Raw genomic sequence first — 14738 nt, 5'->3', positions numbered from 1 at the left:
GCGTTAGCTCAACAATGCTACCGATTTGATCTGTGCATACAGGCGCTGGCCGGGGTGCACCCCAAGCTGGTCCGCCGAGAAACGGGTAATACGCGCGAGCAGGATGCTACCGTCGGCATCCAGGCTGACCAACAGATGGGCTGGGTTGTCGGCAGCGTGGGTGTCGCGTACCTGAACGTGCACTCGGTTGAGGATACTTGAGGTGCCGTCAGCGGTGAGCGCCAAGCTCACGTCGCGCGCATGGACCTTGACCCGCAAGGCGCTGCCCAGGGCGCGCATGGGGTGTGCGAAACGTAATACGAGCCCTTTGTTACCAGGCAGGCGCAGCTCAAGCAGATCGTAGTGCGGGTCGTGCCCTGTCACCTGGCCTTCGAGCACCACACCGGCGTCTTCGCCCTGGGCCAGCGACAAGTCCAGACGGGCCAAGATAGGCGCAACCGGACCGCTTGCCACCACACGTCCGTGCTCCAGCAGCACCACATGGTCCGCCAGGCGTGCCACTTCGTCTTGGGCATGGCTGACATAGACCACGGGCACGTCCAACTCCTCGTGCAGGCGCTCGAGGTAAGGCAGGATTTCGCGCTTGCGGGGCTCGTCAAGAGCGGCCAGGGGCTCATCCATCAGCAGCAGCCTGGGGCTGCTGAGCAGCGCACGGGCAATCCCGACGCGTTGCGCCTCGCCCCCGATAACGTCGAAGGTCGGCGCGCCAGCAGGTGACTGATGCCCAGCAGCTCGCTGGCATGTTCCAGGCTTACCTTGCGCTGGCTCGACGGGACACGGCGCCAGCCGAACTCCAGGTTGCCACGTACGCTCAGGTGTGCAAACAGGCTGGGTTCCTGGAAGACGTAGCCCACCGGGCGCCGGTGGGGCGGTAGAAAGACGCCGCGAGCGGTGTCCTCCCAGACCTCGCCATTGACTTGCACATACGCCTGACCAGGGCGCTCCAAACCGGCCAGGCAGCGCAGGCAACTGGTTTTGCCCGACCCGGAGTGCCCGAACAAGGCGCTGATACCGCGACCTGGCAGTTGCAGGTCGACGTCCAGCGTGAAAGCGTCGCGTGCCAGTTTCAGGCGTGCCACGATCGAGTGCGTCATGTCAGTTCCAGCCCGTATTACCGCGTTTGCCTGCGTACAGCAACAGCAGCACCAGGAAAGAGAACACCAGCATGGCGCCTGCGAGCCAGTGAGCCTGGGTGTAGGCCATCGCCTCGACGTGGTCGAAAATCTGCACGGACACCACGCGGGTCTTGTCGGGAATGTTGCCACCGATCATCAGCACGACACCAAACTCGCCTACGGTGTGGGCAAAACCCAGGATGCTGGCAGTAATGAAGCCAGGACGGGCCAGTGGTAGCGCCACATGCACGAAACTGTCCCAGGGCCCGGCGCGCAGCGTGGCTGCCACTTCCATGGGGCGTTTGCCAATGGCGGAGAAAGCGTTTTGCAACGGCTGGACCACAAAGGGCATCGAGTAGATCACCGAGCCGATTACAAGCCCCGAGAAACTGAACACCACGCTGCCCAGGCCCAGTGCCGCAATCCCTTGGCCAAGCCAGCCATGCGGGCCTAGTGCAATCAGCAGGTAGAACCCGATCACCGTAGGCGGCAGCACCAGAGGCAGGGCAACGATGGCACCTATCGGGCCGCGAAGCCATGACCGAGTGCGTGCCAGCCACCAGGCGATGGGTGTGCCCACGATCAACAGGATCAGTGTGGTCAGGCTGGCCAGCTTCAGGGTAAGCCAGATGGCGCCAAGGTCACTGGCATCGAGCGGCATCAGATTTCATAGCCGTAGGCTTTGATCACCGCAGCTGCCTTGGGGCCCTTGAGGTAGTCCACCAGGGCCTTGGCAGCCGGGTTGTCCTTGCCTTTTTCCAGGATCACTGCGTCCTGGCGGATGGGGTCGTGCAAGGAAGCCGGGACGATCCAGGCCGAACCACTCTGTACCTTGCCATCCTTGAAGATCTGCGACAGCGCCACGAAGCCCAGCTCTGCATTACCGGTAGATACGAACTGGAAGGCTTGGGTGATATTTTGACCCTCGACCCATTTGGCGCGCGTCGCCTCGGTCAACTTGAGCTTTTCCAGCACTTGGGTGGCCGCCAGGCCATAGGGCGCGGTCTTTGGATTGGCGAGTGAGAGGTGCTTGTAGGCATTGCCACGCAAGACCGCGCCCTTGTCATCCACATACCCAGGCTGGGCCGACCACAGGGCCAGTGTCCCGACGGCGTAGGTAAAGCGTGAGCCCGGCACGATGGCGTTCTCTTGCTCGAGCTTGGCCGGGGTGCTGTCGTCTGCTGCCAGGAACACTTCGAAGGGGGCACCGTTCTTGATCTGGGCATAGAACTGCCCGGTAGCGCCGTAGGCTGCGATCAACGTATGGCCGGTGTCCTTCTCGAAATCCTTGGCGATGGCCTGGATTGGCGCGGTGAAGTTGGCGGCGACAGCCACCTGGACCTCGTCGGCCCAGGCGGTGTTCAGCATGATCAGGCTGGCGAGGGCGGCTAGATAGGGCAGGCGAGAACGCATTGGGACAGCTCCTGGTTTTCGTTATATGCCTGACTATATAGCGCTTCGCCGGTTGCCTGCAGCTGTTTTTGTTGAATAGAGGTTGGAGCAAGTTTCGAGCGGTCCAGCTAGCGGCTTAGTCGAACCAGTGCTTTGTCTGCAATGTCACGGGTCAGGTCTGCAGCGGACATGTGCCGGCCAAGGCGCAGTGCCTGGCCTGCCCAAAGGTTGCTGAAGTCACTGTCGCCTTGAGCCTCAGTGATTGCCCGCAACGGCATCAACGCGCCACCTGCCAGTGGAAACCGCGGTGCCTGCGCGCTCATGGGGCCCAGATCGCGCATCAGGCGATTATTGATGCCGCGGGCCGGGCGGCCAGTGAACAGGTTGGTCAGGGCTGTGTCGCTGGCCGACGCACTGTCCAGCGCCTGTCGGTGAAATGACGACACGTTGGCCTCGGGACAGAACAGGTACGCCGTGCCGATCTGCACTGCAGACGCGCCCAGTGCCAAGGCGGCCAGCAGACCACGGTGATCGCCAATACCACCGGCCGCGATCACCGGCACATCGACGGCATCGGCCACCTGTGGCACCAGCGCAAGCGTACCGATTTGAGTGGTGATGTCTTCACTGAGGAACATGCCGCGATGCCCGCCAGCCTCATAACCCATGGCGATGATCGCATCGCAGCCACGGTCCTGCAGCCAGCGTGCCTCTTCAACGGTGGTGGCACTGGACAGTACTCGCGCCCCACTGGCTTTGACCCTGCGCAGCAGGTCAGCCTGGGGCAGGCCGAAGTGGAAACTCACCACTTCAGGGCGCAGTTCCTCAACCAGCTGACAGCTCTGTTCGTCGAAAGGGGCGCGGTTGGACACCGGTGCAGGAGCTTCGAAATCAGCCCCCAATGCTCGATAGTAGGGTTCAAGCGTCTGCTTCCAAGCGGTCAGGGCGTCGGCATCGCAAGCCGGTACCTGGTGGCAGAAGAAGTTCAGGTTCAGGGCGCGGCCAGGGCTGGCGGCTCGAAAGGCTGCGATGTGCTCGCGTACCTGATGGTGGGTGAGCATGGCGCAAGGCAGGGCGCCAAGACCACCGGCCTGGCTTACCGCAATGGCCATCGCCGTGCCCGATGCCCCAGCCATCGGCGCTTGAAGGATGGGCCTTTCGATACCCAGCAAATCGAGAATACGGCGATCGGGCCACTGACTCATGCAACGCTCCTTCAGCGCAGTGAATGGGGACTGGGCGATTAGAGTGCCTTGCTGACCTGGATGTCGCTGACCTTGTCGACATCTTCACCATGGATCTTGCGCAGGGCTTGCAGGGCCTGTTCCGGAGAGTCGTCTGACATGAGGGCGAAATCCCAGCGGCGCTGGCCTTCGAGCTTGTATTTGATGACGTACTTGATGGTCTGGGTCATGGCTGGCCTTACCTGAGTTGCGACGAGGAACGGCGGATGATCTTGATCTTGTGCGTGAGGCTGGGCTTGCGCGTGACCGAGATCGGACGGGTCGTCACGGTATCGATGGTGATGTTCCAGAAACCGGTGCTGGGCACGGTGATCTTGGCGGGGAACTTGTCGAAGTGGCCGCCGTGATAGGTGTGACGACCGCCATTCTTGAAGCTGCGAAAGTTGGCGTCGTTCATCAGACGGATGTTGCAGCGCTGGGAACACTCGATGACGACGATGTCGTCCTCGTTGAGGTGCTCGCGCTGGTGTACGAATTTCATGTGTGGCTCCGCAAAGTCTGGTTTTGCAAACGCCCACGATACCACGATGCGCGGTGAGCGCGCCGGGCGGCTGATCGGGCGCAGATAAATCTGCCAGTCCGGGGAGCAAAAGAGCCAGATCACGGTCGAACGGGGTTCGTGATGACAGAGGTGCAGCAGATGAAGTGGATGTTGGCGGCGTGGATGTTGACCCTGGCCGGGTGCGCCAGTGTGTCTGACCTTGAACAGTCCCATGAGACGATGGATGTGATGTCAGGCAAGACGCCACGTGAATATGCCGACTGCGTGAAGGCCCGCCTGGCCGACTCGCGTGGCCCGTTGACGGAAGAGAAACGCGGCGATGGATTGCGTCTGATCGTGCCGCAGAAGTTCTCGCCAGGCGAGGGCCCAGGCGCGCTCCTGGATATCAGCCAGCGTGGCAACAATGGCAGCAGCATCAAGTTGCATGAGCGTCTGAGCAACTTCCCATTGCGCCCGGGTGATGTGCGCAAAGCCGCGACGGCTTGTATTTCCGGGGATTGACCCAGCGCAAGTGACCATCCTCCTTTTGCTTATATGTTTTGGGCCTAAGCATATAACAATAGAAAAGGAGGTTCGTGATGAGACCGTTCAGCGTCATGGTGATCGGTGGCCTGATGTCCCTGGCCTGGGCATCGGCCCACGCTGCAGATGGCCAGAAAGTCTTTACCCAAGGGGGCGCCGACCCCGCTGCCCTGGCCTGCATCGGGTGCCACGGTGCCGATGGCAACGGCATCGGCGCAGCAGGCTTCCCCAGGCTCGCCGGCCTGCCGGCCCGCTACTTGAGCAAGCAATTGCATGACTGGCGCAGGGGTACTCGACAGCAGGCAGTAATGGCGCCCTTGGCAAAGGCGTTGTCCGAGGACGAGATCACGGCAGTGAGCGCCTACCTGGCCAGCTTGCCGGCACCGGCAACCGGTGACCTGCGCCGTCAGCAAATTGCCGATGATCCAACGCTGCGGCTTGCGCTTTATGGCGACTGGGATCGGCACATCCCCGGATGTATCCAGTGCCACGGCCCTGGCGGTGGCGGGGTGGGCGAGCACTTCCCCCCGTTGTCTGGCCAGCCTGCAGCTTACCTGGCGGCACAACTCAACGCCTGGCGGGATGGAACGCGCAGTAACGATCCCAACCAGCTGATGATCGGCGTGGCCAAGGCCATGACGCCCGACGAGATCACGGCCGTTGCCGAGTTTTTCGCCCGTCCCGCCAACCTGGAGGTCAAGCCATGAGGCCTTTGCTTACAGCCCTGCTGCTGGCCGCAGGCAGCGCGCACGCCAGCCCCGTGACCATGGAGGACCAGTCCCAGCTCAAGGTGCCGGATGCACAGGCGCAGCCGCGCTTCGTGCCGCCGGCCGAGGGCGAGTTGCCGGACAATGCGTTTGGCAAGATGGTGCGCGAGGGGCACGCCCTGTTCGTCGATACCCGGCGACTGATGCCTGAAGCGGTTGGCAACGGCATGAACTGCAGTAACTGCCACCTTGATCAAGGGCGCATGGCGCACTCGGCCCCCCTGTGGGGCGCCTATCCGATGTACCCGGCCTACCGCAAGAAAAATGACAAGGTCAACACCTATGCCGAGCGAATCCAAGGCTGTTTTCAGTTCAGCATGAACGGCAAGCCGCCGGCGGCTGATAGTCCGCAGATGACTGCGCTGTCGGTTTATTCCTACTGGCTCTCTACCAAGGCGCCGACCGGGGTGGAGTTGGCCGGGCGAGGTTATCCGCAAGTGGCGCCGCCAGTGGGTGGCTATGACTTCACGCGTGGGCAGAAGGTGTATCTCGAACAATGTGCGATCTGCCACGGCAAGCAGGGCGAAGGGCAGAAGGTGGCGGGCGAGTACGTGATGCCGCCGCTCTGGGGCAGGGACGCCTACAACTGGGGGGCGGGCATGCACCGGATCAATACGGCGGCGTCATTCATCAAGTACAACATGCCACTGGGTCGACCGGGCTCGCTCAGCGACCAGCAGGCCTGGGATGTGGCGGCCTGGATAAACCGGCACGAGCGGCCCCAGGACCCACGGTTGGTAGAGGGCTCCATCGAGAAAACGCGCCTGAAGTTCCATGCCAATGACGGGGTCAACCTCTATGGCCAGAAGGTCGAGGGGGTGTTGATCGGGCAGGGCACCGGTCACTGATGACCGGGCAAGGGCCTGGAGGGGTGACGTACCGGTCAGGAATAGTGGGCGACCTTTTGAACTATCCGGGAGCGGTTGCCTCTATGTTCCCAACGATCGGCCACAGGCGGGGCATTGTAAGGTGACCGCCGCCTGATTAGACTGCGCCGTAACCCCCAGGCCTAGCCTTTGTTAAGGACGTTTATGATCAAGAAATGCTTGTTCCCGGCAGCCGGCTATGGCACTCGCTTCCTGCCAGCCACCAAAGCCATGCCGAAGGAAATGCTGCCAGTGGTCAACAAGCCGTTGATCCAGTACGGCGTTGAGGAAGCATTGGATGCAGGGTTGAGTGAGATCTCCATCGTTACCGGTCGCGGTAAGCGCGCGCTGGAAGATCACTTCGACATCAGTTACGAGCTGGAAAACCAGATCAAGGGCACCGACAAGGAGAAATACCTGGTAGGCATTCGTCGCCTCCTGGACGAGTGCTCGTTCTCCTACACCCGTCAGACCGAGATGAAAGGCCTGGGCCACGCCATCCTCACCGGCCGTCCGCTGATCGGCGACGAGCCCTTCGCCGTAGTGCTGGCGGACGACCTGTGCGTCAACCCTGAAGGCGACGGCGTGCTGACCCAGATGGTGAAGCTGTACAACCAGTTCCGTTGCTCGATCGTCGCCATTCAGGAAGTCGATCCGCAGGAAACCAACAAGTACGGTGTCATTGCCGGCGACATGATCCGTGACGACATCTTCCGTGTGACCAACATGGTAGAGAAACCAAAACCTGAAGATGCCCCGTCCAACCTGGCGATCATCGGCCGTTACATCCTGACCCCGGATATCTTCGACATCATCGCCAATACCGAACCCGGCAAGGGCGGCGAAATCCAGATCACCGACGCCTTGCTGCAACAGGCCCAGAATGGCTGCGTAATCGCGTACAAGTTCAAAGGCCAGCGTTTCGACTGCGGTGGCGCCGAAGGCTACATCGACGCGACCAACTTCTGCTTCGAGAACTACTACAAGACCGGCAAGGCCTACTGAGCCCCTGCTGCAAGCCAGGCGCGTTTTTTCTTGCCGCCTGATGCTTGAAGCTTGAAACTGCCGGTACCAAGCTGCAAGTGACAAGCCACGCTGCCCGTTGTGCAGTCTGCCGCTTGAAGCTTGCAGCTTTTTTTTGGAGAACGAAAAGTGGCCTACGATTTTGATCTGTTCGTGATTGGCGCCGGCTCCGGTGGCGTGCGCGCCGCACGGTTCGCTGCCGGTTTTGGCGCAAAGGTAGCGGTTGCCGAGAGCCGCTACCTGGGCGGCACCTGTGTCAACGTGGGATGTGTGCCCAAAAAGCTGCTGGTGTATGGCGCCCATGTGGCTGACGAGCTGGAGCAGGCTGCAGGATACGGCTGGACCCTGGAAGAAGGGCACTTCGACTGGGGTACGCTGATTGCCAACAAGAACCGTGAAATCGAACGGCTCAACGGTATCTACCGCAACCTGCTGATCAACAGCGGCGTGACCTTGGTTCAAGGCCATGCGCGCATGACCGGTCCCAACGAGGTCGAGGTCGAAGGCCAGCGCTACAGCGCCGAGCACATCCTGATCGCCACCGGCGGCTGGCCCCAGGTACCCGACATCCCTGGCAAGGACTTGGCGATCACCTCCAACGAAGCGTTCTACCTCAAGGACCTGCCGCGGCGGGTGCTGGTGGTGGGCGGCGGCTACATCGCGGTGGAATTCGCCGGGATCTTCCAGGGGCTGGGCGCCGCGACCACGTTGCTGTATCGCGGCGATCTGTTCCTGCGCGGCTTCGATGGTTCGGTGCGTACCCACCTCAAGGAAGAGCTCGAAAAACGCGGGCTCGACTTGCAGTTCAATGCTGACATCCAGCGCATCGACAAACTGGAGGATGGCAGTCTCAAGGCGACGCTCAAGGACGGGCGGGAGCTGGTTGCCGACTGCATCTTCTACGCCACCGGCCGGCGTCCGATGCTGGACAACCTTGGCCTGGAAAACACTGGCGTCGAACTGGATGACAAGGGCTATGTGCGAGTAGACGATCAATACCAGACCACGGCGCCCTCGATCCTGGCCATTGGTGATGTGATCGGCCGCGTGCAACTGACGCCGGTGGCACTGGCTGAAGGTATGGCCGTGGCCAGGCGTTTGTTCAAGCCGGAGCAGTACCGCCCCGTGGACTACCAGAACATCCCCACGGCAGTGTTCAGCCAGCCGCCTATCGGCACGGTGGGGCTCACCGAAGAACAGGCCGTCGAGCAGGGCTATGAGGTCAAGGTCTTCGAAAGCCGCTTCCGCGCCATGAAGCTGACCCTCACCGACATCCAGGAAAAGACCCTGATGAAGCTGGTGGTGGATGCCAAGACCGACAAGGTGCTCGGTTGCCACATGGTCGGGCCGGATGCAGGCGAGATCATCCAGGGCCTGGGCATCGCGCTCAAAGCGGGCGCGACCAAGCAACAGTTCGATGAAACCATCGGCGTGCACCCCACGGCAGCGGAAGAATTCGTGACCATGCGCACGGTGACTCGCTGACTCAACCCAGGCCGCACGCAACGTGCGGCCTGGTTGCGGGGTGGCGGTTAAGTAGCCGCAGCCCAAGCGCGCCGCATCCATGGGTTGCCGCGCGCTTGGGCAACACTGGGTTAGGCAGCCCTTGACCGGTATGGCTCATAGCCAAAACCAATCATAAGCATCAGGTTTGCCAATGAGCCTTTATCGGTCCATGCGGTTAGGATTCTCTCCGTCAACTGATTTCAACCCATGAAGGAGCGTCTCTCATGCCTATCATCAACAGCCAGGTCAAACCGTTCAACGCCACTGCCTACCACAAGGGCGAGTTCGTCCCGGTCAGCGAAGCCGACCTGAAAGGCAAATGGTCTGTCGTGTTCTTCTATCCAGCCGACTTCACTTTCGTGTGCCCGACCGAGCTGGGCGACCTTGCTGACAACTACGCCGAGTTCCAGAAACTGGGCGTTGAGATCTACGGTGTTTCCACCGACACCCACTTCACCCACAAAGCGTGGCACGACACCTCGGACACCATCGGCAAGATCCAGTACCCATTGATCGGCGACCCGACCCATGTGATCGCCCGCAACTTCGACGTACTGATCGAAGAAGCCGGCCTGGCTGACCGCGGTACCTTCGTGATCAACCCCGAAGGCCAGATCAAGATCGTCGAGCTGAACGATGGTGGTGTAGGTCGTGACGCTACCGAGTTGCTGCGCAAGGTCAAGGCTGCCCAATACGTCGCCGCGCACCCAGGCGAAGTCTGCCCAGCCAAGTGGAAAGAAGGCGAGGCTACTCTGGCGCCGTCGCTGGATCTGGTCGGCAAGATCTGATTCTCGCCCGATAAGCGCCTGTGCAGCGGCAGCGCCGCGCAGGCCTTGCGGGATGAGCAGCCAGTCATGTGCCATACGCGGGCGGTAAGCAGCCGCCACAGCTGAACCACTTACCGCCCCGTCAAACGCCCGGGCGACTTCGCCTGGGCGTTTTTGTATCCGAGTTTTGAAAAAAGGAAATCGCCCGTATGTTGGACGCCACGCTTAAATCGCAACTGAAAACCTACCTGGAGCGGGTCACCCAGCCGATCGAGATCGTTGCTTCCCTCGACGACGGTGCGAAGTCCCGCGAATTACACGACCTGCTGGTGGAAATCGCCGGCTTGTCCAGCCTCATTACCCTGCGAGCCGATGGCGACGACGCCCGCCGTCCTTCGTTCTCGCTCAATCGCCCCAACGGCGACATCAGCCTGCGTTTCGCCGGCATTCCCATGGGCCACGAGTTCACGTCCTTGGTGCTGGCGCTGCTGCAAGTGGGCGGCCACCCCTCCAAGGCCAGCCTGGAAGTGATCGAGCAGATCCAGGCGCTGGAAGGGGAGTTCAGCTTCGAGACCTACTTCTCGCTGTCCTGCCAGAACTGCCCGGATGTGGTCCAGGCATTGAACCTGATGGCGGTGCTCAACCCCAACGTACGCCACGTGGCCATCGACGGTGCACTGTTCCAGGCTGAAGTCGATGCCCGCCAGATCATGGCCGTGCCCAGCGTGTACCTTAACGGTGAGGTGTTCGGCCAGGGGCGCATGGGCCTTGAGGAAATTCTTGGCAAGATCGACACCAACGCCGGCGCGCGTCAGGCCGAGAAACTCAATGCCAAGCAGGCGTTCGATGTACTGGTCGTGGGCGGTGGCCCGGCAGGTGCCTCTGCCGCCATCTATGCAGCGCGCAAGGGTATCCGCACCGGCGTGGCCGCCGAACGGTTCGGTGGGCAGGTGCTCGACACCATGGCCATCGAGAACTTTGTGTCCGTGCATGAAACCGAAGGCCCGAAACTGGCCACCGCGCTTGAAGAACACGTCAAGCAGTACGAGGTGGACATCATGAACCTGCAGCGCGGTGAAGCACTGATTCCGGCTACCGACGGCGGCCTGCATGAAGTGCGCATGGCGAGCGGGGCTTCGCTCAAGGCCAAGACCGTCATCCTGGCCACCGGCGCTCGCTGGCGCGAGATGAATGTACCGGGTGAACAGCAATACCGTGGCCGCGGCGTGGCCTACTGCCCGCACTGCGATGGCCCATTGTTCAAGGGCAAGCGCGTGGCGGTGATTGGTGGCGGTAACTCCGGCGTGGAAGCGGCGATCGATTTGGCAGGTATCGTGGCGCAGGTGACGCTGATTGAATTCGATAGCCAGCTGCGTGCCGATGCGGTGCTGCAACGCAAGTTGCACAGCTTGCCTAACGTGACGGTCATCACCCAGGCCCTGACCACCGAAGTGATCGGCAATGGCGAGAAAGTGACTGGCCTGCGCTACAAGGACCGCGCCAGCGACATCGAACATGAGCTGGCGTTGGAGGGAATTTTCGTTCAGATCGGTCTGTTGCCGAACACCGATTGGCTCAAAGGCACCGTTGAACTGTCGGCACGCGGCGAAATTATCGTCGATGCCAAGGGGCAGACCAGTATTGCGAGTGTGTTCGCTGCAGGTGACGTGACGACGGTGCCCTACAAACAGATCGTGATCGCCGTTGGCGAAGGGGCGAAGGCGTCTCTGGCCGCCTTCGACCACCTGATCCGCACCTCGGCCCCTGCATAAGCGACATTTCGGCAGAGCCGCAACCCTCGCATGCACTGGCCGTGCTCTACGGCGCAGCGCATGCGGGGGTTTTGTCATGGGCCTGGCTAAACCCCCGTGGCATGAGGGTGTCTATGCTTACATGCAGACCCTTCAGGAGCCACGCCATGACCCTGATCAGCCGCGAACCCTGGTGGCTAGTGCCGCCAAAGCCTGGGCAGACTGAACAAGACCTGCACTGGGGCTACCTTGAGATCTACAGTAACGGCCATACCGTATTCGTCGATCAGCGCCCAAGCGATCGTGAAATGGCCGAGCGCAAGAGCTGCCGCAACTTCCCCAAATCAGACCGTTGAAGGCTAGCCGCCAAGTGCGTCCAGGCGAGCTTCCAATGCAGCGATACGCGCTTCCAGTGCTTCGATTCGATCCTGCGCGGCCGCGCCGGTACCGCTGCGTGTTGGACCTTCCTGCTGCCTTGCGGCCAGAATGGTTTCGATTTCCGCCGGGTCACCCAACCCATGCGTATAACGGTCTTCCCGCTGACCGGCCTGACGCGGCAGGTGCACGGCCAAGTTACGTGATACCAGGCGCTCGAGCTGGTGGCGGACCTGGTCAGTGTCGTCGAAGTCGTGCAGGCGGTTGCTGCGGGCTAGCAACTCGCTGAGGGTCTGCGGGCCACGCAGGAACATCAGCCCCATCAGCACCAGCTGTGCAGGCACCAATTCCAGCGCCTTGTCCACCCGGTGTTCCCAGCGATCGGCGCGGCTGCCCATCTGCAGGCGTGCCATCTGTTGTGCTTCGAGGCTGCGCAGCGCCTGGCCTACTTGGCCCTGGGTAAGGTTCATCACCGGTTCGCGGCTGGTCTTTTGGTTACAGGCCAGGAGCAGGGCGTTGAGGGTGAGTGGGTAGCTTTCCGGGCTGGTGGCCTGTTTTTCGATCAGCGAGCCGAGCACGCGAATCTCGACGCTGCTCAAGCGACCTTCAGTGGTGGTGTCTTGCTCGGACATGGCCCTGTCTCATTGCTGGGAAAAGGCCATTAGCGTAGGGAAATGAGGGGAGGGCCGCAAGACGGCCCGGCTGAATCAGGCGCTGCGGCGCTCCTCGGCCTGGCAAGCGGCTGCAGTGAACAGCACGTCGGTGGAGGAGTTGAGTGCGGTTTCGGCGGAATCCTGCAGCACGCCGATGATGAACCCCACCGCCACGACCTGCATGGCGATTTCACTGGGAATACCGAACAGGCTGCAGGCCAGCGGGATGAGCAGCAAGGAACCGCCGGCCACGCCTGACGCACCGCAAGCACAGACCGCCGCTACCACACTGAGCAACACGGCCGTGGGGAGATCCAAGGGAATGCCCAAGGTGTGTACCGCCGCCAGCGTCAATACGGTAATGGTGATTGCAGCGCCGGCCATGTTGATCGTGGCCCCCAGCGGAATGGATACCGAATAGGTATCCTCGTGCAGCCCAAGCCGTTCGGACAACGCCATGTTCACCGGGATGTTGGCTGCCGAACTGCGGGTGAAAAATGCAGTGATGCCGCTTTCGCGTAGACACAGCAGGGTGAGCGGGTAGGGATTGCGACGGGTTTTCCAGAACACGATCAGCGGGTTCATGACCAGGGCGACGAACAGCATGCACCCGATCAGTACCGCCAGCAGGTGCAGGTACCCCAGCATCGCTTTCAGCCCGGACTGAGCCAAGGTGGACGTCACCAGGCCGAAGATGCCCAGTGGCGCAAAGCGAATGACGATGCGCACGATCAGCGTAACGCCGTTGGACAGGTCGTCGACCACCTTGCGGGTGGTGTCACCGGCGCGGCGCAACGCGATGCCCAAGCCGATCGCCCAGGTCAGCACGCCGATGAAGTTGGCGTTGAGCAACGCGTTGATCGGGTTGTCGACCGCACTGAGCAGCAAGTTCTTCAACACCTCGCTGATGCCGCCCGGTGCACTCAAAGTGGCATCGGCTGTGTTCAGTACCAAATGCGAAGGAAACACCATACTGGCAACCACCGCCACGACAGCCGAGGCAAACGTGCCGAGCAAGTACAACCACAAGATGGGGCGGATGTGGGTTTCCTGTCCGTGACGATGATTGGCAATCGAGGCCATGACCAGAATGAAGACCAGCACGGGTGCCACCGCCTTCAAGGCACTGACGAACACCGTACCGAAAAAGCCCAGGTCGCGGGCGACGGCTGGCGCGATCAGGGCAAGGGCGATACCTGCCACCAGACCTATGACGATTTGCGTCACCAGGCCGGTGCGGTTGAGAAGGCGAAGGAGCGGTGTCATGCGCAGCGAGGTCCCGAAATCTGAAAAGGGCTGGACTTTACCATAGACCTTGATCAGGCACTTGCGGCCCGTTGCCAGGAAACGCTACCAGTTGAACAGTTCGCGTCGTGCCCCTTCGGTGATGGCCACTATGCCAGGATGCTTGACCTTGCGCTCGACCGAAATGGCGTAGAAGGACTCGGTCACGGCCTCGGTTTGCCCGATCAGCTGTACGCCATATTGGCGACACACTTCGTCGGCAATCACGCTGGGCGCTACGAAGATGCCACTGCCAGACTGCCCGAACGCCTGCATCAGGGCACTGTCGTCGAACTCGCCGACGATACGCGGTTGGATGTGTTGCTCACCGAGCCAGCGCAGCAGGCGGCTGCGCAGCACCGTTTCCTGCCCGGGTATGAGCAGCGGCGCATCGTGCAAGCACTCCGGGAACAGGCCGTCATGCCGGTGGGCCAATGTTGGGGTTGCGAAAAAGCTCAGGCCACATTCTCCCAGTTTCTGGCTATAGCCTTTGATGTCCAGGTGCGGCGGCATCGGGCTGTCTGAAATGACCAGGTCCAGTCGCTGAATGGCAAGGTCGGCCAGGAGGCGCTCCAGCTTGTCTTCACGGCAGTTGATGCGCAGCACATTCTCAAGCTCCATGGTCGGTGCCAATAATCGATAGACAATGGATTTGGGCACCACGTCAGCCACCCCGACCCGGAACAGAATCTGCTCCTGGGGGCCGGCACGCAGCATGGCTTCAAGCTCTCCCCCTAGCTGGAACATCTGCTCGGCGTACGTGAGCGCCTGGCGTCCGGTTTCAGTCAATTCCAATTGCCGACCCACCCGCTGGAACAACTCGACGCCATAAGCCTGTTCCAACAGAGTGATCTGCCCGCTGATGGTCTGTGGCGTCAGGTTCAATTGCTCGCTGGCGCGAACGATGCTGCCGGTTCGGGCTACCACCCAGAAGTAGTGAAGCTGGCGATAGTTAAGCATGAGCGCAACGG

The 14738-nt window shown here is 61.4% G+C and carries 16 protein-coding genes and 1 pseudogene; 8 read left to right on the top strand and 9 right to left on the bottom strand.

The features are described 5' to 3' along the window. Positions 1-3: 3 nt before the first annotated feature. The 6 genes and pseudogenes from modC to CWR53_RS13075 all read right to left on the bottom strand — a co-directional run bounded on the left by modC (position 4) and on the right by CWR53_RS13075 (position 4232). A pseudogene (gene modC / locus CWR53_RS13095) lies at positions 4-1094 on the bottom strand (molybdenum ABC transporter ATP-binding protein). Position 1095: 1 nt separating this feature from the next. Then, complete coding sequence (gene modB, locus CWR53_RS13090) at positions 1096-1776, bottom strand: molybdate ABC transporter permease subunit (RefSeq protein WP_100851781.1); 681 nt, start codon at positions 1774-1776, stop codon at positions 1096-1098. Then, a complete protein-coding gene (gene modA, locus CWR53_RS13085; RefSeq protein WP_100851780.1) occupies positions 1776-2528 on the bottom strand; it encodes a molybdate ABC transporter substrate-binding protein in 753 nt (250 codons plus the stop codon). Before modA ends, modB begins: the two co-directional genes overlap by 1 nt. A 107-nt stretch (positions 2529-2635) precedes the next feature. After that, entirely contained in the window at positions 2636-3712 is a 1077-nt protein-coding gene (locus CWR53_RS13080; protein WP_100851779.1) for a nitronate monooxygenase family protein, read from the bottom strand. Positions 3713-3750: 38 nt separating this feature from the next. After that, on the bottom strand, positions 3751-3921 hold the full coding sequence (locus CWR53_RS23005; RefSeq protein ID WP_167339645.1) for a hypothetical protein: 171 nt from the start codon (positions 3919-3921) through the stop codon (positions 3751-3753). An 8-nt stretch (positions 3922-3929) separates the two neighbouring features. After that, positions 3930-4232 carry a DUF1883 domain-containing protein gene (locus CWR53_RS13075; RefSeq protein ID WP_027916110.1) on the bottom strand — a complete coding sequence of 101 codons (303 nt, stop codon included), beginning with the start codon at positions 4230-4232 and terminating at the stop codon, positions 3930-3932. A gap of 159 nt (positions 4233-4391) precedes the next feature. Between CWR53_RS13075 and CWR53_RS13070 the strand changes: the two genes are divergently transcribed. From CWR53_RS13070 to CWR53_RS13035, 8 genes are all read left to right on the top strand, one after another. Beyond that, positions 4392-4754, top strand: a complete 363-nt coding sequence (locus CWR53_RS13070) for a hypothetical protein (protein WP_027916109.1) — start codon at positions 4392-4394, stop codon at positions 4752-4754. 77 nt (positions 4755-4831) lie between these two features. Beyond that, entirely contained in the window at positions 4832-5482 is a 651-nt protein-coding gene (locus tag CWR53_RS13065) for a cytochrome c (RefSeq protein WP_100851778.1), read from the top strand. After that, positions 5479-6390, top strand: a complete 912-nt coding sequence (locus tag CWR53_RS13060) for a c-type cytochrome (RefSeq protein WP_100851777.1) — start codon at positions 5479-5481, stop codon at positions 6388-6390. The genes CWR53_RS13065 and CWR53_RS13060 overlap by 4 nt, the downstream gene beginning before the upstream one ends. Positions 6391-6573: 183 nt before the next feature. Beyond that, positions 6574-7413 carry a UTP--glucose-1-phosphate uridylyltransferase GalU gene (gene galU / locus CWR53_RS13055; protein ID WP_058603367.1) on the top strand — a complete coding sequence of 280 codons (840 nt, stop codon included), beginning with the start codon at positions 6574-6576 and terminating at the stop codon, positions 7411-7413. A gap of 147 nt (positions 7414-7560) precedes the next feature. Beyond that, positions 7561-8916, top strand: a complete 1356-nt coding sequence (gene gorA, locus CWR53_RS13050; protein ID WP_058603366.1) for a glutathione-disulfide reductase — start codon at positions 7561-7563, stop codon at positions 8914-8916. Between the two features lie 245 nt (positions 8917-9161). After that, positions 9162-9725, top strand: a complete 564-nt coding sequence (gene ahpC, locus CWR53_RS13045) for an alkyl hydroperoxide reductase subunit C (protein WP_028686434.1) — start codon at positions 9162-9164, stop codon at positions 9723-9725. Positions 9726-9913: 188 nt separating this feature from the next. Further along, positions 9914-11476 carry an alkyl hydroperoxide reductase subunit F gene (gene ahpF, locus CWR53_RS13040; RefSeq protein ID WP_100851776.1) on the top strand — a complete coding sequence of 521 codons (1563 nt, stop codon included), beginning with the start codon at positions 9914-9916 and terminating at the stop codon, positions 11474-11476. Positions 11477-11622: 146 nt separating this feature from the next. Beyond that, a complete protein-coding gene (locus CWR53_RS13035; protein WP_058603364.1) occupies positions 11623-11811 on the top strand; it encodes a hypothetical protein in 189 nt (62 codons plus the stop codon). 3 nt (positions 11812-11814) lie between these two features. Here CWR53_RS13035 and CWR53_RS13030 read toward each other — a convergent pair whose 3' ends face one another. From CWR53_RS13030 to nhaR, 3 genes are all read right to left on the bottom strand, one after another. Beyond that, positions 11815-12462, bottom strand: coding sequence for a YceH family protein (locus CWR53_RS13030; RefSeq protein ID WP_100851775.1), 648 nt, complete (start codon positions 12460-12462; stop codon positions 11815-11817). 75 nt (positions 12463-12537) lie between these two features. Continuing rightward, the gene (gene sstT, locus CWR53_RS13025; protein WP_058603362.1) at positions 12538-13749 is read right to left on the bottom strand and encodes a serine/threonine transporter SstT; all 1212 of its coding nucleotides are present in this window, start codon (positions 13747-13749) and stop codon (positions 12538-12540) included. Positions 13750-13833: 84 nt separating this feature from the next. Then, positions 13834-14727, bottom strand: coding sequence for a transcriptional activator NhaR (gene nhaR / locus CWR53_RS13020; protein ID WP_100851774.1), 894 nt, complete (start codon positions 14725-14727; stop codon positions 13834-13836). Positions 14728-14738: the final 11 nt, after the last annotated feature.

Origin of the sequence: Pseudomonas sp. SGAir0191 (assembly GCF_002812565.2) — a bacterium.
GTDB classification, from domain to species: Bacteria; Pseudomonadota; Gammaproteobacteria; order Pseudomonadales; family Pseudomonadaceae; genus Aquipseudomonas; species Aquipseudomonas parafulva_B.
Note: the sequence above shows the minus strand (reverse complement) of the source record. Positions and strands in the feature narration are given on the sequence as shown.

Excerpts from the sequence above, each read along its gene's own strand:
- modB (WP_100851781.1), bottom strand. The coding sequence starts at position 1,776 with ATGCCGCTCGATGCCAGTGACCTTGGCGCCATCTGGCTTACCCTGAAG.
- modA (WP_100851780.1), bottom strand. The coding sequence starts at position 2,528 with ATGCGTTCTCGCCTGCCCTATCTAGCCGCCCTCGCCAGCCTGATCATG.
- CWR53_RS13080 (WP_100851779.1), bottom strand. The coding sequence starts at position 3,712 with ATGAGTCAGTGGCCCGATCGCCGTATTCTCGATTTGCTGGGTATCGAA.
- CWR53_RS23005 (WP_167339645.1), bottom strand. The coding sequence starts at position 3,921 with ATGACCCAGACCATCAAGTACGTCATCAAATACAAGCTCGAAGGCCAG.
- CWR53_RS13075 (WP_027916110.1), bottom strand. The coding sequence starts at position 4,232 with ATGAAATTCGTACACCAGCGCGAGCACCTCAACGAGGACGACATCGTC.
- CWR53_RS13070 (WP_027916109.1), top strand. The coding sequence starts at position 4,392 with ATGAAGTGGATGTTGGCGGCGTGGATGTTGACCCTGGCCGGGTGCGCC.
- CWR53_RS13065 (WP_100851778.1), top strand. The coding sequence starts at position 4,832 with ATGAGACCGTTCAGCGTCATGGTGATCGGTGGCCTGATGTCCCTGGCC.
- CWR53_RS13060 (WP_100851777.1), top strand. The coding sequence starts at position 5,479 with ATGAGGCCTTTGCTTACAGCCCTGCTGCTGGCCGCAGGCAGCGCGCAC.
- galU (WP_058603367.1), top strand. The coding sequence starts at position 6,574 with ATGATCAAGAAATGCTTGTTCCCGGCAGCCGGCTATGGCACTCGCTTC.
- ahpC (WP_028686434.1), top strand. The coding sequence starts at position 9,162 with ATGCCTATCATCAACAGCCAGGTCAAACCGTTCAACGCCACTGCCTAC.
- ahpF (WP_100851776.1), top strand. The coding sequence starts at position 9,914 with ATGTTGGACGCCACGCTTAAATCGCAACTGAAAACCTACCTGGAGCGG.
- CWR53_RS13035 (WP_058603364.1), top strand. The coding sequence starts at position 11,623 with ATGACCCTGATCAGCCGCGAACCCTGGTGGCTAGTGCCGCCAAAGCCT.
- CWR53_RS13030 (WP_100851775.1), bottom strand. The coding sequence starts at position 12,462 with ATGTCCGAGCAAGACACCACCACTGAAGGTCGCTTGAGCAGCGTCGAG.
- sstT (WP_058603362.1), bottom strand. The coding sequence starts at position 13,749 with ATGACACCGCTCCTTCGCCTTCTCAACCGCACCGGCCTGGTGACGCAA.
- nhaR (WP_100851774.1), bottom strand. The coding sequence starts at position 14,727 with ATGCTTAACTATCGCCAGCTTCACTACTTCTGGGTGGTAGCCCGAACC.